This is a genomic window from Paenarthrobacter sp. TYUT067 (assembly GCF_023656375.1).
Classification (GTDB): Bacteria; Actinomycetota; Actinomycetes; order Actinomycetales; family Micrococcaceae; genus Arthrobacter.
In genome coordinates this window covers 124,591-149,383 of record NZ_JAMOIT010000002.1, presented here as the reverse complement: position 1 = coordinate 149,383, position 24,793 = coordinate 124,591, and the positions used below count along the sequence as shown (strand labels likewise).

Sequence of the window (24,793 nt, the reverse complement as noted above, 5' to 3'; positions counted from 1 at the left end):
CCTGTCGTAGCGTTGCTGCTGACGTACGCAGTATGTCAGCAGCAACGCGAAGGGGCGGGGCCGGCAAAATTACTCGACGGCCCCACCCCAGATAACGCTATTTGTCGTTGTCCGACTTCGCTCCGAGCGTCGTCTTCTGAACCTGCATGAGGAACTCGACGTTGCTCTGCGTCTCCCGGATCTTGTTGGTCAGCAGCTCAAGGCTCTGCTGCTGCTCCAGGCCCGAAAGGACGCGGCGCAGCTTCCACATGATCTTGACCTCTTCAGGCGAGAGCAGGTTCTCTTCACGGCGAGTACCGGACGCATTGACGTCCACGGCCGGGAAGATACGCTTGTCTGCCAACTGGCGGGAAAGGCGGAGCTCCATGTTGCCGGTGCCCTTGAACTCTTCGAAGATGACCTCGTCCATCTTGGAACCGGTCTCGACGAGTGCGGTTGCAAGGATGGTGAGCGAGCCACCGTTTTCGATGTTGCGGGCTGCACCGAAGAAGCGCTTCGGCGGGTACAGTGCTGCAGAATCGACACCGCCGGACAGGATGCGGCCGGAGGCCGGTGCTGCCAGGTTGTAGGCACGGCCCAGGCGGGTCATGGAGTCCAGCAGAACCACCACGTCCATGCCCATTTCCACGAGACGCTTGGCACGTTCAATGGAGAGCTCGGCAACGGTGGTGTGGTCGTCGGCGGGACGATCGAAGGTGGAGGCAATGACCTCGCCCTTGACGGTCCGCTGCATGTCCGTGACTTCTTCGGGTCGCTCGTCAACCAGAACCATCATGAGGTGAACCTCAGGGTTGTTGGTGGTGATTGCATTTGCGATGGACTGTAGGATGAGCGTCTTGCCGGCCTTCGGCGGGGAGACGATCAAGCCGCGCTGGCCCTTGCCGATCGGTGCCACGAGGTCGATGACTCGCGGGCCAATCTTCTTGGGGTCGGTTTCGAGGCGCAGACGCTCGGACGGGTACAGCGGCACAAGCTTGGCGAACTCGACGCGATCCTTGAGCTCTTCGGGCGTCTTGCCATTGACGGAAGTGACGCGAACCAGCGCATTGAACTTCTGGCGGGCGGACTGCTGACTGCGGTCCTCACCGTCACGCGGTGCGCGGATGGCACCGACGACGGCGTCGCCCTTGCGAAGGTTGTACTTCTTGACCTGCGCCAAGGATACGTAGACGTCGTTGGCACCGGGCAGGTAGCCGGATGTACGGATGAACGCGTAGTTCTCCAGTACGTCCAGGATGCCGGCGACAGGCAGCAGGACGTCGTCTTCGGTTACTTCGACGTCGTCGACGTCCGGTCCCTGCGCGCGACCACGGCGGCGTTCATTGCGGTCACGGAAACGGTCGCTGCGGGTATTGCCGTCACGGCTGTCCTGACCCCCACGACGATCGCTACGGTCGCTCCGGTCGTTCTGCTCGTTGCGGTCACGACGGTTGCGACGGTTACGGCGGTTGCCGGTATCGTCGCCGTCGTTGTTGTCGTCACGGCGACCGCGGGTGTTGTCGCGACGCTCGCCGCGCTGGTCGCCCGAATCGGACTGTTCGCGCTGCTCCGAACGGTCGGCGCGCTGCTCACGCTGCTCCGAACGATCGGCACGCTGCTCACGCTGCTCCGAACGGTCCGCACGCTGCTCACGCTGCTCCGAGCCATCGGCACGCTGCTCGGTGGCGGGTGCTTCTGCCGCTTCGGCAGGCGCGGCGGCAGCTTCGCCGCGGCGCCGGTTACGGGTGCGTGGCTGACGGCGCTCCGTAGCGGCCTCAGCGGTCTCGACGACCACCGGAGCAGCGTCAGCTTCGGGTGCGGCTGTTGCCTCGACCGGTGCAGCAGTGGCCTCAGCAGCTGCTACGACTCCGTCGCTGGTGGCACGGCGGCTGCGGCCACGACCGCGGCCCCGCGGTGCTTCCTGGGCAGGGGCTTCCTCAGCCACCGCGGCAGGCGCGCTGGCTTCCTTGGAAGCTTTTGGCTCTGCAGCCGGTGTTTCCTTGGCCGCAGTTGCCTTGGCCGTGGCCTTGGCGGGCGCCTTGGTGGTGGACGTTCCGGCACGATGTGCAGAAATGGCCGTGACCAAGTCCCCCTTGCGCATGCGGGATCCCCCGGAAATGCCCAGCTGGCTCGCAAGAGCCTGAAGCTGGGCGAGCTTAAGGCCTGCAAGGCCGCTGCTCTTGGTGGTTGCTGCAGTTGACGAATCAGCAGCAGAAGATGTTGTGTCCACAGCTGAAGCCAGCTCAGTGGTTTCTGTCACGAAGGATCCTTCCCCCTCGACGGCGTCCAGAGCGAGAGCTGGACGCGATGATTTGTTCTGGGCTGCAGTTCAGATCTGCAGCCGGTGACTTGGGCCGTGCCTGATGGATTATGGCCAACAGGGCCGGATACTGATCGTCATCACTGGATCCAGTTGCCCGGACAGCCGGCGTGCGTTCAGGGAACAGAGAGATTTCTGCGGCACCTGAGACAGGCCGGAAAGAGACGACACCACCGACGTTGGCACAGTTGACGAAAGGTACGGCAAAACACCGAGATCCAAAATCAGGGAACTGCCCGCGGCTTTACCGGCGGTGCACTTCCACTCTAGCACCTTGAACGTCCACAGCCAGCGTCATCACGCGCCAACTGACGTCGGGTGTGTTGACCGCCGTGAACGCTTCAATGAATTCAACAACCGCAGCGGCTTGGTCAGCACCATTAGCCAGCACCATCACTGTGGGACCAGCGCCGGAAACAACGGCCGCATGGCCCGCACCACGGAGGGCTGCAAGGAGGTCTGCGCTGGGCCGCATGGCCTGTGCCCGGTAGCTCTGGTGGAGATAGTCTTCCGTTCCTGGGAGCAGCAAAGCGGGATCTGCAGTGAGCGCATGGATCAGCAAGGCCGCCCGCCCGGAATTCATGGCCGCCGCGTGGTGACCAACCGATGCGGGGAGTAGACCGCGCGCAGTTTCAGTAGCGAGCTCGTAGTCCGGGACTGCCACTACAGGAATAACCGACGACGCGACGTCAGCGCGCGTGCTGCTGTACTGCTCGCTGTCCTGCCATGACAGCGCCAGTCCGCCGAAAATCGCGGGTGCGACGTTGTCCGGGTGCCCTTCCATCTCGCTTGTCAGCTGCAGGATCCAGTCACGGTCCTGCCGGGATTCCGAAGGGACCAGCGCATTGGCGGCAGTAACCGCGGCTACTACAGCCGAGGCTGAAGATCCCAGCCCCCTGCCATGCGGGTTGACGTTATCCGCAATGATCTTCAGGCCCGATCGCTGGTAGCCAAGGCGATCCAAGGCAAGGTCAATAGCGCGCACAACCAAGTGACTTGCATCACGTGGGAGAGTCTCAGCGCCCTCACCGGAGAGCTCAAACTCAAGCTCCCCGGTGCTGAGGGTTTCCACCGTCAAGGTGTCGTAGATGGACAGGGCCAAACCGAGGCTGTCGTAACCGGGGCCCAGGTTGGCACTCGTACCGGGGACCTTGACGGTCAGCCGCTGGCCTGCCGCGACGAGTGCACGATCGGTCGCGGTGGGCTGCATTGATTCCACTCTTAGTTTTCTTCCAGTCCCAGTTCTGCGGCAACGGTGACGACGTCGTTCGGCACCTTGACGGGCTGCACATCGCTGCCGTCTTCGGTGCGGAGGGCCCACTGCGGGTCCTTGAGTCCGTGTCCGGTAACCGTGATGACGATGGTTTTGCCCGACGGAACCTCGCCTGCGGCATGCTTCTTGATCAAGCCCGCGACACCGGCAGCGGAGCCGGGTTCAACGAAAACGCCTTCCTTTGCCGAAAGCCAGCGGTGAGCCGCAAGGATCTCGTCATCGGTGACGGCCTCGATCAGTCCACCGGATTCGTCACGGGCCGCAACGGCGGTTTCCCACGAGGCCGGGTTGCCGATGCGGATGGCGGTGGCGATCGTGTCGGGCTCGGTAATGGGGTGGCCTGCAACGAACGGCGCGGCACCTGCGGCTTGGAAGCCCCACATGACTGGCGTCTTGGAGGAAACAGCCGGAAGTGTTCCATTGGCGGTCTCGAAGGGCGCGGAGTATTCCTTATAGCCCTTCCAGTAGGCCGTGATGTTGCCGGCGTTGCCCACGGGCAGCACGTGGATGTCAGGGGCGTCGCCCAAGCTGTCCACTACCTCGAAGGCGCCGGTCTTCTGGCCCTGAATACGCGCAGGGTTGACGGAGTTCACCAGGAACACAGGGTAGGACTCGCCGAGTTTTCGAGCGATGTCCAGGCAGTTATCGAAGTTGCCGTCCACCTGGAGCAGCGTGGCACCGTGGGCGATGGCCTGGCTCAGCTTGCCCATGGAGATCTTGCCTTCGGGTACCAGCACAGCGCATTTGAGGCCTGCCGCGGTGGCATAGGCCGCAGCCGAGGCGGAAGTGTTGCCGGTGGAAGCGCAAACTACAGCCTTTGCACCGGCTTCGACGGCAGCGGTCATGGCCATGGTCATGCCGCGGTCCTTGAAGGAACCCGTGGGGTTCATGCCTTCGACCTTCAGGTACACCTCTGAGCCGGTCAGCTCGGAAAGCTTCTGCGCGTGGACAAGCGGCGTGCCGCCCTCGCCGAGGGTGATGACCTTGGTGGCTTCCGTTACAGGCAAACGATCAGCGTATTCGCGGATTACTCCGCGCCATTGGTGAGCCACTTAGACCCCTTCTACCCGAAGTACGGATGTTACAGAATTGATGACGTCCAAGCCTTTGACGGCCTCGACGGTTGCCGCTAGTGCAGCTTCGGACGCACGGTGCGTCACGATTTTCAGCTCGGCTGACTCAACGTTCGAGGCAGAGTCGCGGTGGATCGTTTGGCGCATGGTTTCGATGGAAACGCCGTTCTCGGCAAAGATGTGGGCAATCCGGGCCAGCACGCCGGCCTGGTCAGCGACATCCAGGCCGATGTAGTAACTCGTGGTGGAGGCATCGATGGCCAACGCCGGAACGTGGCCCGTGGTGGTCTCAGTGCGCCCGGGGCCGCCCAGGACCAGACGACGCGCAGCGGACACGAGGTCCCCCAGCACGGCAGATGCAGTGGGAGTCCCACCGGCGCCCTGGCCATAGAACATCAGTTCGCCTGCGTTCTCGGCCTCGATGAACACAGCGTTGAACGCACCACGGACAGCTGTCAGCGGGTGTTCACGCGGCAGGAGGGTGGGGTGAACCCGCACGGAAATTCCGCTGCCGTTATCCGATGAATCGATCTTCTCGGCAATGGCGAGCAGTTTGATCACAAAGCCGGCTTCCTTGGCCGATGCGATGTCGGCAGCGCTGACCTTGGTGATGCCTTCGCAATACACATCGTCCAGGGAGAAGCGGGTGTGGAACGACAACGACGCAAGAATCGCCGCCTTCGCTGCAGCGTCGTGGCCTTCGACGTCGGCAGTGGGGTCCGCTTCCGCGTAGCCAAGACGCTGTGCTTCGGCGAGGGCATCGGCGAACTGTGCGCCGGTGCTGTCCATCTGGTCAAGGATGAAGTTGGTGGTGCCGTTGACGATTCCGAGGACGCGGGTAATGCGGTCTCCGGACAAGGAGTCACGGATAGGGCGCAGAATGGGAATCGCTCCCGCGACGGCAGCCTCGTAGGACAGCTGGACTCCGGCCTTATCAGCCTCTTCGTAAAGAGTGGGGCCATCCTGGGCGAGCAAGGCCTTGTTGCCGGTAACGACGCATGCGCCGTTCTGGATGGCCGTCAGGATCAGAGAGCGTGCAGGCTCTATGCCGCCCATGAGTTCGATGACCAGGTCAGCGTCCTTGACCAAGGTATCGGCGTCGGTGGTGAACAGTTCTCGCGGCAGTTCGACCTCACGCGGCGCGTCGACATTGCGGACGGCGATGCCGGACAGTTCCAGGCGGGCGCCGCTGCGTGCGGCGAGGGCCTCGGCGTCGTCAATCAGAATCCGCGCAACCTGGGCCCCAACGTTGCCACAGCCCAGCAGGGCCACCTTCAAGGTTCGCATTTCAGACATTCGCCACTCCCATGTCGCGGTTCAAGAGATCTTCTTCGGTTTCCCCGCGGACAATCAGCCGGGCGGCTCCGTCGCGTACAGCGACAACGCCAGGCCGGGCCAGGTAGTTGTAGTTGCTGGAGAGGGCCCAGCAGTAGGCGCCGGTACCCGGTACTGCGAGCAAATCACCGGCTGCCACATCCGCGGGCAGATATACATCTCTAACAACTATGTCGCCGCTCTCGCAATGTTTGCCCACTACGCGGGACAGTTGCGGAGCCGCCGAAGAGTTCCGGGAGGCCAGAATTGCCGAATAATCCGCGTCGTACAGCACCGGACGGGCGTTGTCGCTCATTCCGCCGTCCACCGACACATAGCGGCGCGGATACGTAACGTTCTCTTGCCCTTCTTCGCCCTCAGGGGCGTCAACCCGGACCGTTTTGAGCGTGCCGACCTCATAGAGCGTGAAGGTTGTGCTGCCCACAATGGCACGTCCGGGTTCTATGGAGATACGCGGTGGCGTGATGTCCAGCTCGGCGCACTTGGCGCGGACGACGTCGGCCATTGCCTGCGCGATTTCCGCTGCCGGGCGGGGCGTGTCCACGGGGGTGTAGGCGATTCCGTAGCCACCGCCGAGATCCAGTTCGGGCATGACGATGGAGTATTTGGCCTGCATCGCGGCAAGGAAGCCCAAGAGCTTCTCCGCGGCAACAGCAAAGCCATCGGGCTCGAAGATCTGCGAACCGATGTGGCAGTGCAGGCCAAGCAGCTCGATGCTGGCGTATGAGGTTGCTGCGGCTACTGCCTCTTCGGCTGCGGACAGGCCGGCTTCCTCGGTGGAATCTTCGGCCATGGAAAGGCCGAACTTCTGGTCTTCGTGGGCCGTGGCAATGAACTCGTGGGTATGGGCGTGCACGCCGGGGGTAAGCCGCAGCATGACCTTGGCAGTCTCGCCGCGGCTGGAAGCGATCTTGGCAACGCGCTCAAGTTCATCGAGGCTGTCCACCACGATCCGGCCAAGCTTCATATCCAGGGCACGGTTGATCTCGGCGTCGGACTTGTTGTTGCCGTGCAGGCCAAGGTTGGGACCTTCAATACCAGCACGTGCCGCCACAGCCAACTCGCCGCCCGAACAAGTGTCCAGGCGAAGGCCTTCTTCAGCCACCCAGCGGGCCACTGCAGTGCACAGGAACGACTTCCCGGCGTAGTAGACGTCCACTCCCCCGCAAATGTCCGCGAAGGCGGCATCAAAGGCGTCCTTGAACGCACGTGCACGGGAGCGGAAGTCCGATTCACTCATGACGAACAGCGGGGTTCCGTACTGTTCCTTGAGTTCGCTAACGGACACGCCGTCAATGGTGACCTCGCCGGCGTCGTTCTTCCCAACCCCAGCCGCCCACATAGGTGCTTGCAAGGCGTTGAGGTCTTCGGGAACAGCCAACCACCCGGGCGCGAGCGGAGAAGCATGTGCAGTGTCTGTGTTCATTTCCCTACATCCGTTCCGGCGCAGAAACGCCCAGCAGTTCGAGTCCGTTGGCGAGGACCTGGCTGGTGGCGTCGTTCAACCACAGACGTGTGCGGTTGACGTCGAGCACGGGTTCCTCACCCTGCGGCGAGACGCGGCAAGCGTCGTACCAGCGGTGATAAGCGCCGGCAATGACCTCAAGGTGGCGCGCCACACGGTGCGGTTCACGCAGTTCGGCGGCCTTCGCCACGATGGACGGGTAGCTGCCCAGATAGGAGAGCAACTCGTTTTCGGTGGCGTGGTCCAGAAGTGATGCGTCAAAGGCGTCCACTCCGTCAACCTGGCGTTCCACCCCGGCCTCGGCAGCATTGCGGGCCGTACCACGCGACCGGGCGTGGGCGTACTGCACGTAGAACACGGGGTTCTCGTTGCTGTGCTTCTTCAACAGTTCGGGATCCAACGTCAGGGGCGAATCAGCCGGGAAACGAGCGAGCGAGTAGCGGACAGCATCTTTCCCGAGCCATGAGATGAGGTCCTTGAGCTCGATGATGTTACCGGCGCGCTTGGACAGTTTGGCACCATTCACGGACACAAGCTGGCCGATGAGGACCTCGATGTTCACCTCGGGATCATCGCCCGCGCAGGCTGCGATGGCCTTCAGACGGTTGATGTAACCGTGGTGGTCCGCGCCGAGAAGGTAAATCTTCTCCGTAAACCCGCGGTCCTTCTTGGAAAGGTAGTACGCGGCGTCCGCTGCAAAGTAGGTGGGTTCGCCGTTGGCACGGATCATCACGCGGTCTTTGTCGTCGCCGAAATCGGTGGTGCGCAACCAGACGGCCCCGCCGTCGTCGAATACGTGGCCCTGTTCGCGAAGCCGGGCGACGGCAGATTCGATCGCACCGGCGTCGTGCAGTTCCTTCTCCGAGAAGAAGACGTCGAACGCAACACCGAATTCAGCCAGCGTGGCCTTAATGTCAGCCATCTGGGCCTCGTAGGCAGCGGCGCGGATGACAGGCAGTGCCGCCTCGTCCGTCAGTTCGCGGATGCCTGGGTGGGCTTTCAGTACTTCGTCGCCCAGTTCGCGGATGTACTCGCCGGGGTAGCCACCCTCCGGTACGCCACGGCCATGAAGGCGGGAAAGGACCGAGTTCGCGAACACGTTCATCTGCGAACCGGCGTCGTTGATGTAGTACTCGGCGGTGACGTCGGCACCGGAGGCGCGCAGGACGCGGGCAATGGCGTCGCCAAGAGCCGCCCAGCGCGTGTGTCCGATGTGGAGCGGGCCGGTGGGATTCGCAGAAACGAACTCCATATTGACCACCCTGCCGGCGAGCGCCTTGTTGGTGCCGTAGCTGGCCCCGGCTTCAACAATGGCCTTGGCGAGTGCACCGGCTGTGGCAGCGTCTACGGTGATGTTCAGGAAGCCCGGACCGGCAATCTCCACTCCCGTAACACCGGGAATGCCCTGCAAATGGTTGCTGAGGACTGCTGCGAATTCACGGGGGTTCATACCGGCCTGCTTGGAGAGTTGCAGGGCGATGTTGGTGGCCCAGTCTCCGTGCTCCCGGTTCTTGGGTCGCTCCACTCGCACGGCGTCGGGCACGGCAGATTCCGTCAAGGCGATTTCGCCGGTAGCGACGGCGTCCTTAAGGCAGGCGGATATGGCAGCAGAGAGTTCTTCGGGAGTCACGCTTCTAGCCTACCGGGGGCCCGCAGAGTCACGGAATTGAGGCTGCCGTATGTGGATAGTGGGACAAAGCCCGTTCACAGGAATGGCTATCTGGCAGCACAGGGTGAACCATTACGCTGAATCCGACGTTGTGAACACGTAGGAGGTGGCCTTGTTGGCCATCACCGTAGTAGAAGCACCTCTGACGAAAATGACCATTGACGAATTCTTGTCCAGTTGAAACGAGCAGACCCATGACTACGCCACTCCGCAAGAGCCTCTACGTTGGTTTCGCCGGCCTCTCCATCATCGGAACGGCCGCGGCATGCGCCCCCACAACCGAAGCCCCCACCAGCAGTACACCGGCCACACAGGATGGCGGTCAGGCCGCGACAGGCAGCCCAACACCTGCAGGTACGTCGTCATCAACGGCTGTAGCCTCCACCGGGGGATCCACCTATAAGGACGGAACCTACAGCTCCGACGGCACGTACACCTCGCCCAATGGTCAGGAAAAGGTGGGTGTTGAACTGACGCTTGCCTCGGATAAGGTTTCTGCGGTCAACATCACGGTCCACCCTTCCAACCCGAATACCAAGAAGTTCCAAGGCGAATTTGCCAGCGGAATCGCCGCGCAGATCGTGGGCAAGGACATCGACGACCTCAATGTCTCCAAGGTCGCTGGCTCTTCCCTGACGTCCGGCGGCTTCAACGAGGCCGTGGTACAGATCAAGTCCCAGGCCAAGTAGGGGCCATGCCCCACCCTGGCTGGAGCACTTTCCGCTTCGAAGGGATCGGTACGCAGTGGGAAATCTCGACGCCGGACCGTTTGGCACCCGCGATCCGCAGCGAACTGCTGGAGATTGTTGCGGAGTACGACAAGGCGTGGTCCCGGTTCAGGCCGGATTCATTGGTGTCCATCCTGTCCCGTGGCCCGGGCATCATCACGCTGCCGGATCATGCAGTAGCCCTGCAGAAGCTCTATGCCGTGCTGTACCGCCTCAGCGATGGTGCCATGACGCCACTTATCGGGAGCAGCTTGGAGCGACTGGGTTACGACGCCGGTTATGCGCTTGTTCCGTCAGGACTCCCCCTCGCTCCGCCGCGGTGGGAAGACGTCCTCGATTGGACAGGCACGGACCTGGCCGCGAAAGAACCGGTGGTTTTGGACGTCGGAGCAGCCGGGAAGGGCCAGCTCGTTGACCTGCTGGGCGCAGCCCTGCGAGCACAGGGACAGAGCGATTTCCTGGTGGATGGAAGCGGCGACATGCTGCACTCCGGTGACCATCCGGTCACCGTTGCTTTGGAACATCCCTATAACCCCCGGCAGGCCATAGGAACGGTGGAGCTGCACAATTCCGCGCTGTGCGCCTCCGCCTCCAACCGGCGCACGTGGGGTGACGGTCTCCACCATGTCCTGGATGGAAGTACGGGCGAGCCCATACACACCACTGTGGCTACATGGACCATGGCTGAAAGCGCCCTGGTTGCGGACGGACTTGCTACGGCATTGTTCATGCTTGAACCGCCTCGGCTGGAGGTCGAATTTGATTTCTCATGGCTTTCGGTGTCATCGAATGGTGCTGCCGCGTTTTCGCACGGTTTTGAGGGGAGACTGTTCACATGATTGCCGCTAAGTCGCGCCTGGACACCTGGTTGGGCCACTTCACCATGTACCGCCTGATTCTCTGGGTGCTGGGCGTACTGGTTGTTTACAGCATGGTCCTGAACATCCTGGGATGGTTGACCTTCGGGCTTCCGGAGATGGCGGTACACCTGGTGCTTTGCCTGGGTGTGACCTACGCGTCCAGCCGGCTGCTTGCCTTGCTCTTCGGGGTCAAACCGCACACGGAGTCCTCGCTGATCACCGGGCTGCTGCTGTACTTCCTGTTTTGGCCCGCTTTTGGGGTGATGGACATGGCGGGGGTTGCTTTGGCTTGCGTGCTGGCCAGCGTCTCCAAGTATGCCCTGGCGTTCCGTGGCCGGCACATCTTCAACCCGGCCGCGGTGGGTGCGTTCATCACGGGTCTGACCGGGCTGAACATCGCCACATGGTGGGCCGCGACGCCGGCCATGCTCTGGCTCCTGGTACCCGGGGTCCTGCTTGTCCTGTACCGCACACGAAAATTGCTCATGGCCACCGTTTTCCTGGTGGCTGCCACAAGCATCATCACGGTGGAACTGCTCGGCCGCAGTATGACGTTGGGCCAGGCCCTGTGGCAGTCCCTGGCGCAACGGCCCTTGCTGTTTTTTGTGGGCTTCATGCTCTCGGAGCCCCTCACCCTGCCTCCCCGTCGTTGGCAGCAGCTGGCGTTGGCCGCCGTCGTGGGTGTTGTTTTTGCGGTGCCTTATAACTTTGGTTTCATTGCCAACTCCCCGGAACTGGCACTGTTGGTGGGCAACCTCATGGCGTTCTTCCTGGGACAACGCGGTGGCGTCCAACTGACGTTCAAAGGTTCGCGCCCCCTCACCCCGGCAAGTACTGAATTCAGGTTCGAGGCGCACAGGCCGGTGCGCTTTGCCGCAGGGCAGTTCATGGAGCTCAACCTCCCGCATGCAGGCTCTGATGGTAAGGGGCGTCGTCGCGTCTTTAGCATCACCAGCCCGCCCGGCGCCACCGAAATAACGTTTGGCGTGGGCACGGCGGAGCCCCTTTCTACGGCGAAGAAGGCACTGTTTGCGCTTCGGCCCGGGGACCGTATCTCCGCAACGGCAGTGGGTGGGGACTTTGTTCTGCCGAACGACGCCGGGAAGCCGGTGTTGCTCATCGCTGCGGGAATCGGCATTACCCCTTTCCTGTCGCAGCTGGCGGCCAAGGACGCCGCGCGCGACACCGTGGTGCTGTATCTCGCGAAGGGGCGCCATGAGCTGGCCAGCGTGGAACAACTGGAAGCATCGGGCGCCAAGGTAATAGCCCGGCTTGCGGACGGGTCCACTCCCCCGGAGTTCATGGTCGACGCCGGCGCCTCCAGGATCGACGCCCCGCGCCTTAAGGAGCTGGTTCCGGACATTGGGGAACGGGAAGTGTTTGTATCCGGGTCTCCGGCGAGCGTGGATTCCCTGCGCGCTGCGGCACGTGGTGCAGGAGCTCGGCGGGTCCACGTGGACTCGTTCGCAGGCTACTGATGGGCTAGGTTCCGGCCGGGCTCGCCGGCTTGGCGCCGGGTTTTCATTTGCGGCTCAGTGGCTGCTAAGCTCTAGGACGTCCCACCGGCAACGGAGGGAACCCTGGATGCCCTCGTAGCTCAGGGGATAGAGCGTCTGCCTCCGGAGCAGAAGGCCGTAGGTTCGAATCCTATCGAGGGCACAACGAATACCCCGCCAGCAAAGCTGGCGGGGTATTTTTGTGTGCCGGATACTCACTATCAGTTCGGGGCTTGCCGGTCCTGTGCCGCAATAATGTCTGCCCCTACTCCTAGGCTGAATTCAGTTGGTCATACCGATAGCCAAAGGGGTTAGCCATGATGTGCTCCATCGTCCCTCCGTACATGCTTCGCAAGTTAGCCGCCCAGAACGAGCCACGGCTGCGCGCCGTGGCCAGGGCAGCAAAAGAGTCCCTGCTTCACATCAAAGACTTGCAGGCCATCCGCACAGCCCCCATCCCCGCCGCTCCCCCCAGCGCACGCCAAGCTAAGCCCGGCCCCGCCAAACGGACCATTTACGATGCTGAGTCTTTGGAAACTTTGCCCGGACGCGTAGTCCGGAAGGAAGGTGCGGCACCTGTCGGGGACGTGGCAGCCGACGAGGCCTACGACGGCCTGGGGAGCACGCATCGCTTGTATGGCGAGATTTTCGGCAGGGACTCCATTGATGATGCCGGGCTGGCCCTGGACGCCACCGTCCATTACGGGAAGCTCTATGACAACGCCTTCTGGGATGGCTCCCAAATGGTGTTTGGCGACGGCGATGGGCAGATCTTTCAGCGCTTCACCAAGTCCCTTAGCGTCATCGGCCACGAACTCGCTCACGGAGTTACCCAATACACGGCCAATCTGGCCTACCGGAATCAGGCTGGCGCACTCAACGAGTCCATGTCTGATGTCTTCGGCGTCCTCGTGGAGCAATACCTGAAGAAGGAGTCGGTAGAGCAGGCCAGTTGGCTCATCGGGGAGGGCCTCTTCACGGACCAGGTTCAAGGCGATGCCCTGCGTTCCCTGAAAGCACCGGGCACCGCTTACAACGACGACGTTCTCGGCAAGGATCCCCAGCCGGACTCCATGGATACATACGTACGGACCAGTGCTGACAATGGCGGAGTCCATATCAACTCCGGCATCCCCAACAAGGCTTTCTATGTGGTGGCCTCTGAAATTGGTGGCAATGCGTGGGAAGCGCCGGGCCAGATCTGGTACGGCACGCTGACCAGCGGAAGCCTTCCAGCGACGTGCACGTTCGGAAAGTTTGCCAAGACCACTGTGGCCACGGCAGAGGAACTCTTCGGCTCCGGTTCAGCGGAGCATGACGCCGTCCTGAAGGCGTGGGAGACTGTGAAGGTCAAGGTTTAGTCAGGTGGCGGGACCGGATGTCTTTCCTTCGGTCCCTGCCGGTCGGCTAACTAAGGATCAACCGAACGAGAAGCAGCCGGTCATGAAGATCACCGTCCAACGCAGTGGGGGAATCGCAGCGCTGACCCGCATCTGGAGCGTGGACGCAGTCTCCCCTGATGACAAGAATCGATGGGTCCCGATCGTGGAGGCTTGCCCATGGGATGAGGCCAAAAGCCAGGCGCAAGCGGCCAACGAGCCGGACCGCTTCATGTACTCCATCAGGGCAGGCCAACGCCGTGCCACCCTCCCGGAACGTGCTGTTACCGGCCCTTGGCAGGAATTGGTCGAATGCGCCAAGGCTGAAGGATCAGAGTCACGGGGTCGTTTAGGTAGCCGTCGTTAAAGCCGCTGCCCCCGCTGGAGCGGGCGTCCACCCGGCAAAGCTGCGAACATCTGCCCAGCTGACTCAGATGGCTTCTGCCAACTGCCCACGGAATGCACGACGATAACTTTGCGGACTTGTGTCCAGCACCTTTATGAAGTGGTGGCGGAGCAGCACTGAATGTCCGAACCCTGCTTCCCTGGCGATTTCGTCGATGTTCAATTCAGTGGTTTCCAACAGTTCCTGCGCACGCAGCACGCGTTGCGAGTTCAGCCACGCTGCAGGGGTCGCTCCGGTTTCCGCCCGGAAACGGCGGGCGAACGTCCTGGGAGACATGTGGAGTCGGGCCGCCAGTTCGTTCACACTGTGCTCTTGGTCGAGGTGTTCAACCATCCAGCGAAGCAGCTCCTCCATGGGCGCGGAACCGCAACGGGGCATGGGCCTGTCGATGAACTGGGCCTGGCCGCCGTCGCGGTGTGGCGGTACCACCATGTCGCGTGCAATTGCGGCGGCCACATTGGCTCCCAGCTCCTCGCGGACAAGATGGAGGCAGGCGTCGATTCCGGCGGCCGTCCCGGCGCTGGTGATGATGGTCCCGTCCTGCACATAGAGGACATTCTCATCCACGATCGCAGACGGGTACCGGCTGGCCAGACCCTGAGAATAATGCCAGTGAGTGGTGCACCGGCGCCCGTCCAACAAACCGGCACGGGCAAGCGCGTAGGCGCCCGAACAAATGGACATCACCCACGCGCCCCTGGCATGTGCTGCCCGCAACGCCTCCATGACGGACTCGGGGACGTCCTGGTCCCGGCCAAACGGCGCCATGATGACGAGGTCTGCATCGGCCGCTGCTTCGAGGCCGAGTTTCACATGAAGGGACAGGCCGGACTTCATACGGACGTCACCCGGTTCCGGTGTCACCACCCGGAAATCGAAGGCCGGCACCCCGGCCCCACGGTCAGATCGGTCGATGCCGAAGACCTCGAAGGCCGTACCGAATTCGAAGACCGAGAAGTTGGGTACCACCATCACAGCCACTGATTTCAACATATCTCCAGTGTGGCAGAAATTTATCTATTTGGGGCATTTCTGCCACTGTTTCTTGTCCGTCCTCAGGAGCAGGCTTGAGGCATGGAAATCTTCGGAATCATCCTCTTCATCGTCCTCATCACCGCCGTAGCAGCTACCGTTTCAGCCCTGCTAAAGGATGGACTCGGGCACAACCCGCCCATCAACTCAAAGGAACCTTGGAGCGCCTTCGACTCTCCGAGCAGCCCGTACTGGAACCCCCGCATCTACTAGGGGCATGCCAAGCGACTGCAAGGTCCACCAAAGCCAATCAACCGACGCCCGTCCGTCCACGGAATTCTGCAGGATTCTTCGATCGACGGGCGTCCCTACGCGGTCCCAATCCCACCAAGGATTTACGCGGACATGAGCTAGATTCACTTGCATGATCCAAACCTCTGCCCGGCTCCTCCAGCTGCTGTCGCTGTTGCAGGTGCGTCGGGAATGGACGGGCCCGGCACTCGCTGATCGGATGGGAGTGACCGAACGGACCGTCCGCCGCGATATCGACAAACTGCGCAATCTCGGGTACCCCATTCACGCATCCCCGGGAATCGCGGGCGGCTATCAACTTGGTGCAGGTGCGCAGCTCCCGCCGCTGCTCCTGGATGACAATGAAGCCCTGGCGGTGGCCTTGGGATTGAACTCTGTGGCTGCTGGCCCCGTAGCCGGCATTGGTGAGGCCTCCGTCCGCGCGTTGGCGAAGCTGGAACAGGTCCTGCCGTCCAGGCTGCGTCCCAAGTTCGCCATGCTGAAGGCCGCCGTCACTACCCTTCCCAGCAATGCAGGAACTGTTGATCCTCAACAACTGACCGTCGTCTCCGCCGCAATATCGGACAGACGGCAAATCTCCTTTGAGTACGTCACGTCCGGCGGCGAATCCGCACGAAGGCTGGTGGAGCCCTACAGGTTGGTGGACACCGGCCGGCGATGGTATCTGGTGGCGTGGGACGTCGAACGGGAGGACTGGAGAACCTTCCGGGCGGACCGTCTTGCTTCGCTGCCATCGGAACGCAAGAAATACACTCCACGTCCGCTGCCCGCGGAGGACCTCGCCGCCTACGTGCAGCAGTCCATCACCCGTTCGCCGTACAGGTTCGACGTCGTGGTGCGGCTCCGCGCGCCCCTGGCCGAGATTGCCGCCGTCGTAAATTCCCAGTACGCAACACTGGCGTCCGACGGACCCAAAGCCACCATCCTGCGGTCCGGATGGGACAACCTCGCAGCCCCGGCGGCGTATCTTGCAGCACTCGATGTTGACTTCGAGATCCTCGAGCCTGCTGAATTCAAGTCCTACGCCATGGAACTTTCGCACCGTCTCAGTGCTGCAGCCGGGACTGTGACGGACACAGCGGACGCGGGAGCCCAGCCACAGTAGACTGGCAGCAGCCATGACACTTCATATTTCCTACCCCGCAGAGCTGCCCGTATCCGAGCGCCGCGAGGATCTGATGGCGGCCATCTCCGCAAACCAGGTGACCATCATTGCCGGTGAGACCGGTTCGGGCAAGACCACACAGATCCCCAAAATGTGCCTCGAACTGGGCCTTGGAGACAAAGGCCTGATCGGGCATACCCAGCCACGCCGACTCGCAGCCCGGGCGGTGGCCGAGCGCATCGCCTCTGAACTGGACGTAGAGATTGGCCAGGAGGTGGGCTTCCAGGTCAGGTTCACCGGTGAGGTCAGCTCATCCACCAAGATCAAGCTGATGACTGATGGCATCCTCCTCGCCGAGATTCAGCGGGACAAACTGCTCCGGAAATACAGCACCATCATCATTGACGAAGCCCACGAGCGCAGCCTCAACATCGACTTCATCCTGGGCTACCTCAAGCGCATCCTCCCCCAGCGCCCGGACCTCAAGGTCATCATCACCTCGGCAACCATTGATCCCCAAAGGTTCGCCAGGCACTTCGGCAGTGAGGATGATCCAGCGCCGGTCATCGAAGTCTCCGGACGAACTTATCCGGTGGAGATCCGGTACCGGCCTTTGTCCCAGCCGGCCGGTGGAGAAGAAGATACCTCGGACGACGAACTCGAAGAGGACCGCGATCCCTTGGACGCTGTGTGCGACGCTGTGGACGAGCTCGCTAAGGAAGCGCCCGGGGACATCCTCATCTTCTTCTCCGGCGAGCGCGAAATCCGGGACGCCGCTGAGGCGATCAACGGCCGTATCCAAACAAACAGGCGACTTGCCGGGACGGAAGTCCTGCCGCTCTTTGCCCGTTTGAGCCTGCAGGAGCAGCACCGGGTGTTCAATCCCGGCGGAAAACGTCGCATCATCCTGGCTACCAACGTGGCCGAGACGTCCCTGACAGTTCCCGGCATCAAGTACGTGATAGATACCGGAACCGCCCGCATCTCGCGCTATTCACACCGGACCAAAGTACAACGGCTCCCTATCGAGCGTGTTTCCCAGGCTTCTGCCAATCAGCGCTCGGGCCGCTGTGGCCGCGTCTCGGAGGGCATTGCCATCCGTTTGTACTCCGAAGAGGACTTCGAGTCGCGTCCTTTGTTTACGGACCCGGAGATCCTCCGGACCAACCTCGCGGCCGTCATCCTGCAGATGACCGCCATGGGAGTTGCCCGCGGTCCCAAGGACGTTGAAAACTTCCCGTTTGTGGAACCACCGGACTCGCGGGCCATCAACGACGGCGTCACTCTCCTGCGCGAACTCGGCGCCTTGACCTCGCCCAAGTCCGGTAACGCGGCCGGCAACGGTCGCAGCGGCAGTGGACTGACCGCCGTCGGGCAGAAATTGGCCCAACTGCCGGTGGATCCACGGCTGGGCCGGATGATCGTGGAGGCGGGCAAGCGGGGTTGTGTGCGCGAGGTGATGATCCTGGCGGCTGCCCTGACCATCCAGGACCCCCGGGAACGGCCGACGGACAAGCAACAGTTGGCTGCGGAGAAGCATGCTCGTTTCCGTGACGAGCTCTCGGACTTCACCGGCTTCCTCAATCTGTGGAACTACATCCAGGAAAAGCAGCGCGAGCTCTCCTCCACCCAGTTCCGCAAACTGTGCCGCAACGAGTTCATCAATTACCTGCGCGTCCGTGAGTGGCAGGACCTCTTTACCCAGCTCCGGCAAATGGCCAAACCCCTCGGCATCGCGCTGGACAATAAGCGCGAAGCAGATCCCGTGGGCAACTACGAGGGCATCCACATCAGCCTGCTCTCCGGGTTGCTGAGCCACATCGGCCTCCTTGATGAGCGCAAGCGTGAATACGCCGGTGCCCGCGGAAGCCGTTTTGCGATCTTCCCCGGCTCAGCGCTGTTCAAGAAATCACCCACCTTCGTGATGGCCGCAGAGTTGGTGGAGACAAGCCGCCTCTGGGCGCGCGTCGCCGCCAAGTTCGATCCCCTGTGGGCTGAACAGGTAGCCCCGGATCTGGTGAAGCGGTCCTACAGCGAACCGCATTGGTCATCACGGCAGGGCGCTGTCATGGCTCACGAGAAAGTGACGCTGTACGGCGTACCCATCATTCCCAACCGTCGCATCAACTACGGGCGCGTCGATCCCGAGTTGTCGCGCGAATTGTTCATCCGCCATGCCCTGGTGGAGGGCGAGTGGAAGACACACCATAAGTTCTTCCACCGGAACCGGGCCCTGCTCCAGGAGATCGAAGAACTCGAAACCCGCATGCGGCGCCGGGACATTCTGGTGGACGACCAGACACTCTTCGAGTTTTATGACGCCCGCGTCGGCAAGGACGTAGTTTCCGAGAGGCACTTTGATAAGTGGTGGAAGGATGCCCGGCAGTCAGATCCCGATCTCCTGGACTTCGACCAATCCTTACTCATGAGCGAAGACGCCGAAGCACTGGACGACTCCGCGTATCCGAAGAGCTGGCTGCACAAGGGCTTCGACCTGCCGTTGAGCTATGAGTTCCATCCCGTGGCGCCAGGCTCGGCCCCCAACCCATCTGACGGTGTCACGGCTGAAGTCCCGGTGCTGTTCCTGAACCAACTGGACGACGCCCCGTTCCGCTGGCAAATTCCCGGGCAACGGGTGGAACTGGTCACGGCGCTGATCAAGTCACTACCCAAACAGGTACGGAAGAACTTTGTGCCTGCCCCGGACGTTGCACGGCAGGCAACCGCAGCGCTGGAAGCCGACTTTGATCCCGCCACCGACGAACTTGAGCCATCCTTGGAACTTGTTCTTCGCCGGCTCCGCGGACACGTCATTCCTCCAGGTTCGTGGAACTGGGATGCCGTACCGCCGCACCTACGGGTTAGCTTCAAGGTGGTGGACAGCAAGGGCAAGGTGCTTGACGAAGGAAAGAACCTTGCTGAACTCCAGGAGAAGCTGGCGCCGGCAACGCGCCGTGCCATCGCCGAATCGCTCGGCGCCACACCCGCGACGACGTCACGCGCCAAGGGCGGCAAGGGAACCGGCACGTCGGGCGCACCCAACGGTCAAACGCCAGCCCCGGGCGCAACGCCGGCAGGCGATGGAATTATTGCCGAACGCGGCGGCATCACCATGTGGGAGTTCGGCACGGTGGAGCGCCATGTTACCCGGACTGTCAAGGGCCATGCCGTCACCGGCTTCCCGGCGATAGTGGACGAAGGAAAATCCGTGGCACTGCGGGTATTTCAGACCCGGCCGGAGCAGGAAGCCGCCATGCGTGGCGGCGTCATCCGATTGCTTGCCTTGCGGATCCCGCCACCGGACCGTTACGTGCTGGAGCACCTCAGTAATACGGAGAAGCTGACGTTTAGCCAGAACCCGCATGGATCCGTGAGCGCACTCATCGCGGACTGCGCACTGGCAGCCATCGACAAACTGGTTCCGCAGGATCTGCCGTGGGACAAGAAATCGTTCGATGCGTTGTACGAGGTAGTCCGTGCAGAACTGATCGATACCGTGTTCACGGTGACGGCCGTCGTCGAACGTGTCCTGGCCAGTACCCGCCGCATCCAGAAGCAGCTGAAGTCCAACACCAGCCTGCACCTGATCAGCGCCCTCAATGACATGAAGAGCCAACTGGAGCAGCTGGTGTTCCCGGGCTTTGTGACACAGACGGGCTATGCGCAGCTCAGCCAACTCCCGCGGTACCTTCAGGCAATCGAGAAGCGGCTGGAAAAGCTCCCGGGCAACGTCCAGCGTGACGGCCTGAACATGGCAGTGGTACAGGCGTTGGAGGATGACTACGACGACGCCGTATCGGCTCTGCTTCCAGGGCGCGGCGCCGGCCCGGAATTAACACGTGTGCGCTGGATGATCGAAGAACTGCGGGTGAGCCTCTTCGCGGTTGAACTTGGCACGGCCTACTCCGTGTCGGAGAAGCGAATCCGCACGGCACTGAACCAAGCACTCGCGCCGGTATAGCCGGGCAGGCATGAGAAAACCCGGCGGCGCTTCACAAGCACCGCCGGGTTAAATAATGCAGGAATCAGCCACAGGCAGAGACCGCCACCACTGGCAAAGTCACCCCTCGGGGACAGCGTCGCTGTGGCCCGCGTCGCGTAAAGCCGCGCGCAGCTTCACGGCAGTGGCATCCATGATGGCGGGGTCCGGGTTGTGGTCCACGTTGTGAAGTTCAAAATCCGCCGTGGAATACGCCGGCCACACGTGGACGTGCAGATGATCCACCTCGAAACCCTCCATCAACACGCCAACACGCTTGGCGTCGAACAGGGACTCCTGCACCTTGCCGATGCGCTGGGCCACGTCCATGACCTTGGCCAGCAATTCCGGGCTGGCTTGCGTCCACGAATCCACCTCTTCACGCGGCACCACCAAGGTGTGTCCTTGGGTGATGGGCGAGATGGTCAGGAACGCCACCACGTCCTGGTCCTTCCAGACAAAGCGGCCCGGGATCTCACCGTTGATGATCTTGGTAAACAGCGTGCTCATGCGTCTGCCCTTTCCGATGGTTCCTGAAGTGTTGCTGTGTCCAGAACGAAACGGTACTTCACGTCTCCGGCCACCATGCGGTCATAAGCTTCGTTGAGTTGCCCGGCCGCCACCACCTCGATGTCGCTCACTACGCCGTGTTCGGCACAGAAGTCCAGCATTTCCTGCGTCTCCTCAATGCCACCAATCAACGAACCTGCGTAGGCGAGCCTCCGGCGGATGAGCAACCCGGGGCTGACCGGTGGCATGTCATCGGCGGGAAGGCCCAGCTGGAAGAGGGCCCCGTCCAGGCGAAGGGTCCGGAAGTATGGGTTGAGATCGTGCGGGGCTGCAACGGTGTCGATGATCACGTCAATGCTCCGGTTGGCTGCCTCCATGGCATCGGCGTCCTTGGACAGGACCACATGGTCCGCGCCCAGCTCCCGTGCGGCCTCGAACTTGGATTCGGAGGTGGTGAAAACCGTTACCTCAGCACCCATGGCCTTGGCGATCTTGACGGCCATGTGTCCCAGTCCGCCCAGGCCAACAACACCCACGGAGTCGCCTTCCTCCACCTCGAAATACCGCAGCGGCGAGTACGTGGTGATACCGGCACACAGCAGCGGAGCCGCCGCAGCCGGATCCAGCGCATCCGGGACCCGCAACACGAAACGCCTGTCCACCACCACCGAGGTTGAGTATCCACCTTGGGTGATCTCGTCACCGTGCCGCGGATCTGCAGCCCCGTAGGTGCCTACATTGCCCCGCTCGCAGTACTGTTCCAGTCCTTCGAGGCAGCTCTCGCATTCGCGGCAGGAATCCACCATGCAGCCAACGCCCACGCGGTCGCCTGGGGCGAAGTCCTGAACGGCCGCCCCAACACGGGTTACGCGGCCCACGATTTCGTGACCCGGGATCAACGGGTAGGGCGGAACCCTCCACTCACCGCGCGTTGCGTGCACATCCGAGTGGCACAGCCCGCAGAACTCAATGGCAATCTCCACGTCATCCTCTGTAGGTACGCGGCGGGCCACCGTCAGGGGTACCAACCCACTATCCGGGGATGTGGCACCGTACGCTGCAGCCAGCGTTCCGGGGCGATCTTCACTGGTGTCCATGGTGATCGGCTTGGCAAGAGGTGGGGGCACAGGGCGTCCGGGAGTCATGCTTCGACGCTACTCCCGGCAGCCCTGCTTGTGCCACTTGGTCCGGCGGCGTGCTGTTCAAACGGCGCACTGCCCACGGCAACGTCATGGGCAGGATTGTTGGACCATTGCGAAAACGAGCCCGGATACAGCGCAGCCCGGTATCCAGCGATTTCCAATGCAGCCACCTCGTGGGAGGCCGTCACCCCGGACCCGCAATAGACAGCCACCTTGGACGACGGCTCCAGACCCAGCTCCTCAAAGCGCCGGCGTAGCTCCTCTGCCGGAAGGAACGTGCCATCAGCGGCGACATTCCCCGTGGTGGGCGCGCTCACGGCGCCCGGAATGTGCCCGGCCTTGGGATCGATGGGTTCCACCTCACCGCGGTACCGCTCCCCTGCCCGGGCGTCCAGCAACACACCGTTGCGGTGCCACTGCCCCGCGTCATGCTCAGTGATCGCCGGCATGCGGCCCTCACCCAAAGTGACATTTCCGACGGCGGGTCGCACCTCACCGAATTCCACCGGGTGCCCTGCCGCGCGCCAGGCGGCCAGGCCGCCGTCGAGCAGGTACACAGAGTCAAAGCCCGCATTCCGCAACATCCACCAAACGCGTGCCGCGGCCATGCTGCCACTGTTGTCATACGCCACCACGGTGTCGCCGTCGCTGATGCCCCACGAGCGCGCGGATTCCTGAAAGCGCTCACGGGTTGGCAGAGGATGGCGGCCTTGCCGGGGCTGTGCGTGATCGGCCAGCTCTGTGGGGAGATCCACGAACACCGCGCCAGGAAGATGACCGGCCGTGTATTCGTCGTGTCCATCAGTACGGCCCAGGACCCAGCGGACGTCCAGAAGTGCAGTGCGTTTCCCGGACTCGAGGCGCGCGTGCAGTTCCGACGCGCTGATCAGCGTGGCCATAAGTTCTCCTTCGTTCCTGCGGCATGGACCCCTTTGCTTCCGGCGCCCGGATTCCAGCCTAGGCTTATCCGGTGAGCAATTCGTGTATTCAGGACAGGGCATGGGCCAACGAGGCCATCCGTAAAATCGAGGCTGAGAACAACCGCTCGGCCGACACCCACCTTTATGCCGTCCCACTCCCGGACCACTGGGGAGTCAACCTGTACCTTAAGGACGAGTCGACCCACAGATCGGGCAGCCTCAAGCACCGCTTGGCCAGGTCACTTTTCCTATACGGCCTGGTCAACGGCTGGATCACCGAAGGCACTACCATCGTCGAAGCCTCAAGCGGGAGCACCGCGGTGTCCGAGGCATACTTTGCCCGGCTCATCGGGCTACCGTTCATCGCGGTCATGACCAAGACCACCAGCCCGGAGAAGATCGCCCTGATCGAAGACTTCGGCGGCGCATGCCTGCTGGTTGACCATGCTTCGGAGGTCTACGCCGTTGCGGAAGAGACCGCAAGGACCTCGGGTGGTTACTACATGGATCAATTCACCTACGCCGAACGGGCAACGGATTGGCGCGGCAACAACAACATCGCGGAATCGATTTTTGAACAGCTCTCCTTGGAAGAACACCCGATTCCGGAATGGATTGTGGTGGGTGCAGGCACCGGCGGTACCAGCGCCACCATTGGTCGCTACCTCCGATACAACCGCTATGACACCCGGCTGGCCGTCGTGGACCCCGAAAACTCGGCTTTCTTCCCGGCCTGGCGCGACGGAAACGCGGCCGCGGCAACGGGCCTTCCGTCCAGGATCGAGGGCATCGGCCGGCCGCGGTCAGAGCCCAGCTTCGTCCCGGCAGTCATCGACCACATGATCCAAGTGCCTGATGCTGCCTCGGTAGCCGCCATGCGGCACTTACGGAAACTCACCGGCCTGCACGCAGGACCATCCACAGGGACAAATCTTTGGGGCGTCTGGCAGTTGGTGGCCGCGATGGTGGCCGAGGGCCGGCAAGGCAGCATCGTGTCTCTCATGTGCGACGCCGGCGACCGTTACGCGGGTAGTTACAACGACGCCGGGTGGCTGGCCGCGCACGGCCTGGACCCCGCACCGCATGAAGCAGTTCTGGAACGCTTTCACGACACCGGGGTGTGGCCCGCCTAGACCTCCACCGACTCCTTCGGGGCAAGACGCCTGTAGGTGGTTCCGTAGCGGGCGCCGATCCGGGTGACATGGCCCTCTACGATCCCCCGGCCCAGTTCGTTGAGCAGGGCGTCGTGGACCGGAAAAGCCTGGGGAGCACGGACGGAGATGACGAAGTCCACTACCTCGCCCACTTTGGACCACGGAGCATGGAGGGGAACCAAAAGGGTCTGGACATTGATTCCATCGGGGACTACGAACGAATCGCCGGGGTGAAAGACGTTGTCATCCACCAGATAGCCAATATTCGCCACCACCGGGATCTGAGCGTGGATGACAGCGTGCTGGCCACCAAAAGTCCGGATGCTGAACCCTGCCGCTTCGAAGCCAGAACCGGCCTCCACGGCATACACGCGATCGGCCACATCCCCGTTTTCCTTCAAAGCAGCAGCCACCCCGGCCGGCGCATGGACCTCCAGCGCAGTGTTGCTGCGCAGGGCTGCTGTCACTGCCGCTTGGTCGATGTGGTCATTGTGTTCGTGGGTGACAAGTACGGCGTGGGCTCCGCGCAGGGCTTCCTCAGACTCGGAGAAAGTCCCGGGATCAATCACCAGGACCTTTCCTTCCTTCTCCAACCGGACACAAGCGTGGGTGTACTTGGTGAGCTTCATGGAGACAGCCTATGGGCGCCCACTGACAGTTTCCAAGCCTCCCCTACTGGTAAAATTGGGCTTTGCCAACATCCCCAGGGAAGTGAG

The 24,793-nt window shown here is 62.3% G+C and carries 20 protein-coding genes and 1 tRNA gene; 10 read left to right on the top strand and 11 right to left on the bottom strand.

What is annotated here, in order from left to right:
• Positions 1-97: 97 nt before the first annotated feature.
• From rho to argS, 6 genes are all read right to left on the bottom strand, one after another.
• On the bottom strand, positions 98-2,239 hold the full coding sequence (gene rho, locus MOD31_RS02150) for a transcription termination factor Rho (protein ID WP_250819733.1): 2,142 nt from the start codon (positions 2,237-2,239) through the stop codon (positions 98-100).
• Positions 2,240-2,543: 304 nt separating this feature from the next.
• Positions 2,544-3,518 (bottom strand): homoserine kinase, encoded by a 975-nt coding sequence (gene thrB / locus MOD31_RS02145; RefSeq protein WP_166840193.1) that lies wholly within the window; start codon positions 3,516-3,518, stop codon positions 2,544-2,546.
• A 2-nt stretch (positions 3,519-3,520) separates the two neighbouring features.
• Positions 3,521-4,624 (bottom strand): threonine synthase, encoded by a 1,104-nt coding sequence (gene thrC, locus MOD31_RS02140; RefSeq protein ID WP_142938621.1) that lies wholly within the window; start codon positions 4,622-4,624, stop codon positions 3,521-3,523.
• Entirely contained in the window at positions 4,625-5,941 is a 1,317-nt protein-coding gene (locus tag MOD31_RS02135; protein WP_250819732.1) for a homoserine dehydrogenase, read from the bottom strand.
• Entirely contained in the window at positions 5,934-7,406 is a 1,473-nt protein-coding gene (gene lysA / locus MOD31_RS02130) for a diaminopimelate decarboxylase (RefSeq protein WP_166840189.1), read from the bottom strand. Before lysA ends, MOD31_RS02135 begins: the two co-directional genes overlap by 8 nt.
• A 4-nt stretch (positions 7,407-7,410) precedes the next feature.
• A complete protein-coding gene (argS, locus tag MOD31_RS02125; protein ID WP_166840188.1) occupies positions 7,411-9,075 on the bottom strand; it encodes an arginine--tRNA ligase in 1,665 nt (554 codons plus the stop codon).
• Between the two features lie 233 nt (positions 9,076-9,308).
• Between argS and MOD31_RS02120 the strand changes: the two genes are divergently transcribed.
• The 6 genes from MOD31_RS02120 (at position 9,309) to MOD31_RS02095 (ending at position 13,944) form a co-directional block, all read left to right on the top strand.
• Positions 9,309-9,803 carry a hypothetical protein gene (locus tag MOD31_RS02120; RefSeq protein ID WP_250819731.1) on the top strand — a complete coding sequence of 165 codons (495 nt, stop codon included), beginning with the start codon at positions 9,309-9,311 and terminating at the stop codon, positions 9,801-9,803.
• Positions 9,804-9,808: 5 nt separating this feature from the next.
• Positions 9,809-10,681, top strand: a complete 873-nt coding sequence (locus tag MOD31_RS02115; protein ID WP_250819730.1) for an FAD:protein FMN transferase — start codon at positions 9,809-9,811, stop codon at positions 10,679-10,681.
• Complete coding sequence (locus tag MOD31_RS02110; protein WP_250819729.1) at positions 10,678-12,180, top strand: FAD-dependent oxidoreductase; 1,503 nt, start codon at positions 10,678-10,680, stop codon at positions 12,178-12,180. The genes MOD31_RS02115 and MOD31_RS02110 overlap by 4 nt, the downstream gene beginning before the upstream one ends.
• A gap of 108 nt (positions 12,181-12,288) precedes the next feature.
• Positions 12,289-12,361: transfer RNA gene (locus MOD31_RS02105), tRNA-Arg, on the top strand.
• 154 nt (positions 12,362-12,515) lie between these two features.
• Positions 12,516-13,559: a M4 family metallopeptidase gene (locus MOD31_RS02100; protein ID WP_223940520.1), complete on the top strand. Its 1,044-nt coding sequence runs from the start codon at positions 12,516-12,518 to the stop codon at positions 13,557-13,559.
• Positions 13,560-13,641: 82 nt separating this feature from the next.
• Complete coding sequence (locus MOD31_RS02095) at positions 13,642-13,944, top strand: protealysin inhibitor emfourin (protein ID WP_142938614.1); 303 nt, start codon at positions 13,642-13,644, stop codon at positions 13,942-13,944.
• A gap of 63 nt (positions 13,945-14,007) precedes the next feature.
• On the opposite strand, the gene MOD31_RS02090 is transcribed toward MOD31_RS02095, so the two are convergent.
• Positions 14,008-14,976: a GlxA family transcriptional regulator gene (locus tag MOD31_RS02090; protein ID WP_250819728.1), complete on the bottom strand. Its 969-nt coding sequence runs from the start codon at positions 14,974-14,976 to the stop codon at positions 14,008-14,010.
• 81 nt (positions 14,977-15,057) lie between these two features.
• Here MOD31_RS02090 and MOD31_RS02085 point away from each other — a divergent pair, with 81 nt between their 5' ends.
• From MOD31_RS02085 to hrpA, 3 genes are all read left to right on the top strand, one after another.
• Positions 15,058-15,228 carry a hypothetical protein gene (locus tag MOD31_RS02085; protein ID WP_165450181.1) on the top strand — a complete coding sequence of 57 codons (171 nt, stop codon included), beginning with the start codon at positions 15,058-15,060 and terminating at the stop codon, positions 15,226-15,228.
• A 151-nt stretch (positions 15,229-15,379) separates the two neighbouring features.
• Entirely contained in the window at positions 15,380-16,372 is a 993-nt protein-coding gene (locus tag MOD31_RS02080) for a YafY family protein (RefSeq protein WP_142938612.1), read from the top strand.
• A 13-nt stretch (positions 16,373-16,385) separates the two neighbouring features.
• Complete coding sequence (hrpA, locus tag MOD31_RS02075; protein WP_250819727.1) at positions 16,386-20,333, top strand: ATP-dependent RNA helicase HrpA; 3,948 nt, start codon at positions 16,386-16,388, stop codon at positions 20,331-20,333.
• 99 nt (positions 20,334-20,432) lie between these two features.
• On the opposite strand, the gene MOD31_RS02070 is transcribed toward hrpA, so the two are convergent.
• Genes MOD31_RS02070 through MOD31_RS02060 form a run of 3 tightly spaced genes read right to left on the bottom strand, consistent with a single transcriptional unit; the run spans position 20,433 to position 22,902 of the window.
• A complete protein-coding gene (locus tag MOD31_RS02070) occupies positions 20,433-20,861 on the bottom strand; it encodes an HIT family protein (RefSeq protein WP_142938610.1) in 429 nt (142 codons plus the stop codon).
• Complete coding sequence (locus MOD31_RS02065) at positions 20,858-22,006, bottom strand: NAD(P)-dependent alcohol dehydrogenase (RefSeq protein ID WP_142938609.1); 1,149 nt, start codon at positions 22,004-22,006, stop codon at positions 20,858-20,860. The genes MOD31_RS02070 and MOD31_RS02065 overlap by 4 nt, the downstream gene beginning before the upstream one ends.
• A complete protein-coding gene (locus MOD31_RS02060; protein WP_250819726.1) occupies positions 22,003-22,902 on the bottom strand; it encodes a sulfurtransferase in 900 nt (299 codons plus the stop codon). The genes MOD31_RS02065 and MOD31_RS02060 overlap by 4 nt, the downstream gene beginning before the upstream one ends.
• Positions 22,903-22,973: 71 nt before the next feature.
• Between MOD31_RS02060 and MOD31_RS02055 the strand changes: the two genes are divergently transcribed.
• Positions 22,974-24,056 carry a PLP-dependent cysteine synthase family protein gene (locus tag MOD31_RS02055; RefSeq protein ID WP_250819725.1) on the top strand — a complete coding sequence of 361 codons (1,083 nt, stop codon included), beginning with the start codon at positions 22,974-22,976 and terminating at the stop codon, positions 24,054-24,056.
• On the opposite strand, the gene MOD31_RS02050 is transcribed toward MOD31_RS02055, so the two are convergent.
• On the bottom strand, positions 24,053-24,706 hold the full coding sequence (locus MOD31_RS02050) for an MBL fold metallo-hydrolase (protein WP_142938606.1): 654 nt from the start codon (positions 24,704-24,706) through the stop codon (positions 24,053-24,055). The genes MOD31_RS02055 and MOD31_RS02050 overlap by 4 nt on opposite strands.
• Between the last annotated feature and the right edge of the window lie 87 nt (positions 24,707-24,793).

What these genes read in the sequence shown, in the direction of transcription:
- MOD31_RS02110 (WP_250819729.1), top strand. Translation starts at nt 10,678, where the DNA reads ATGATTGCCGCTAAGTCGCGCCTGGACACCTGGTTGGGCCACTTCACC.
- MOD31_RS02070 (WP_142938610.1), bottom strand. Translation starts at nt 20,861, where the DNA reads ATGAGCACGCTGTTTACCAAGATCATCAACGGTGAGATCCCGGGCCGC.
- MOD31_RS02090 (WP_250819728.1), bottom strand. Translation starts at nt 14,976, where the DNA reads ATGTTGAAATCAGTGGCTGTGATGGTGGTACCCAACTTCTCGGTCTTC.
- MOD31_RS02080 (WP_142938612.1), top strand. Translation starts at nt 15,380, where the DNA reads ATGATCCAAACCTCTGCCCGGCTCCTCCAGCTGCTGTCGCTGTTGCAG.
- MOD31_RS02085 (WP_165450181.1), top strand. Translation starts at nt 15,058, where the DNA reads ATGGAAATCTTCGGAATCATCCTCTTCATCGTCCTCATCACCGCCGTA.
- MOD31_RS02100 (WP_223940520.1), top strand. Translation starts at nt 12,516, where the DNA reads ATGATGTGCTCCATCGTCCCTCCGTACATGCTTCGCAAGTTAGCCGCC.
- MOD31_RS02135 (WP_250819732.1), bottom strand. Translation starts at nt 5,941, where the DNA reads ATGTCTGAAATGCGAACCTTGAAGGTGGCCCTGCTGGGCTGTGGCAAC.
- MOD31_RS02115 (WP_250819730.1), top strand. Translation starts at nt 9,809, where the DNA reads ATGCCCCACCCTGGCTGGAGCACTTTCCGCTTCGAAGGGATCGGTACG.
- MOD31_RS02120 (WP_250819731.1), top strand. Translation starts at nt 9,309, where the DNA reads ATGACTACGCCACTCCGCAAGAGCCTCTACGTTGGTTTCGCCGGCCTC.
- lysA (WP_166840189.1), bottom strand. Translation starts at nt 7,406, where the DNA reads ATGAACACAGACACTGCACATGCTTCTCCGCTCGCGCCCGGGTGGTTG.
- MOD31_RS02095 (WP_142938614.1), top strand. Translation starts at nt 13,642, where the DNA reads ATGAAGATCACCGTCCAACGCAGTGGGGGAATCGCAGCGCTGACCCGC.
- MOD31_RS02065 (WP_142938609.1), bottom strand. Translation starts at nt 22,006, where the DNA reads ATGACTCCCGGACGCCCTGTGCCCCCACCTCTTGCCAAGCCGATCACC.
- MOD31_RS02050 (WP_142938606.1), bottom strand. Translation starts at nt 24,706, where the DNA reads ATGAAGCTCACCAAGTACACCCACGCTTGTGTCCGGTTGGAGAAGGAA.
- MOD31_RS02060 (WP_250819726.1), bottom strand. Translation starts at nt 22,902, where the DNA reads ATGGCCACGCTGATCAGCGCGTCGGAACTGCACGCGCGCCTCGAGTCC.
- hrpA (WP_250819727.1), top strand. Translation starts at nt 16,386, where the DNA reads ATGACACTTCATATTTCCTACCCCGCAGAGCTGCCCGTATCCGAGCGC.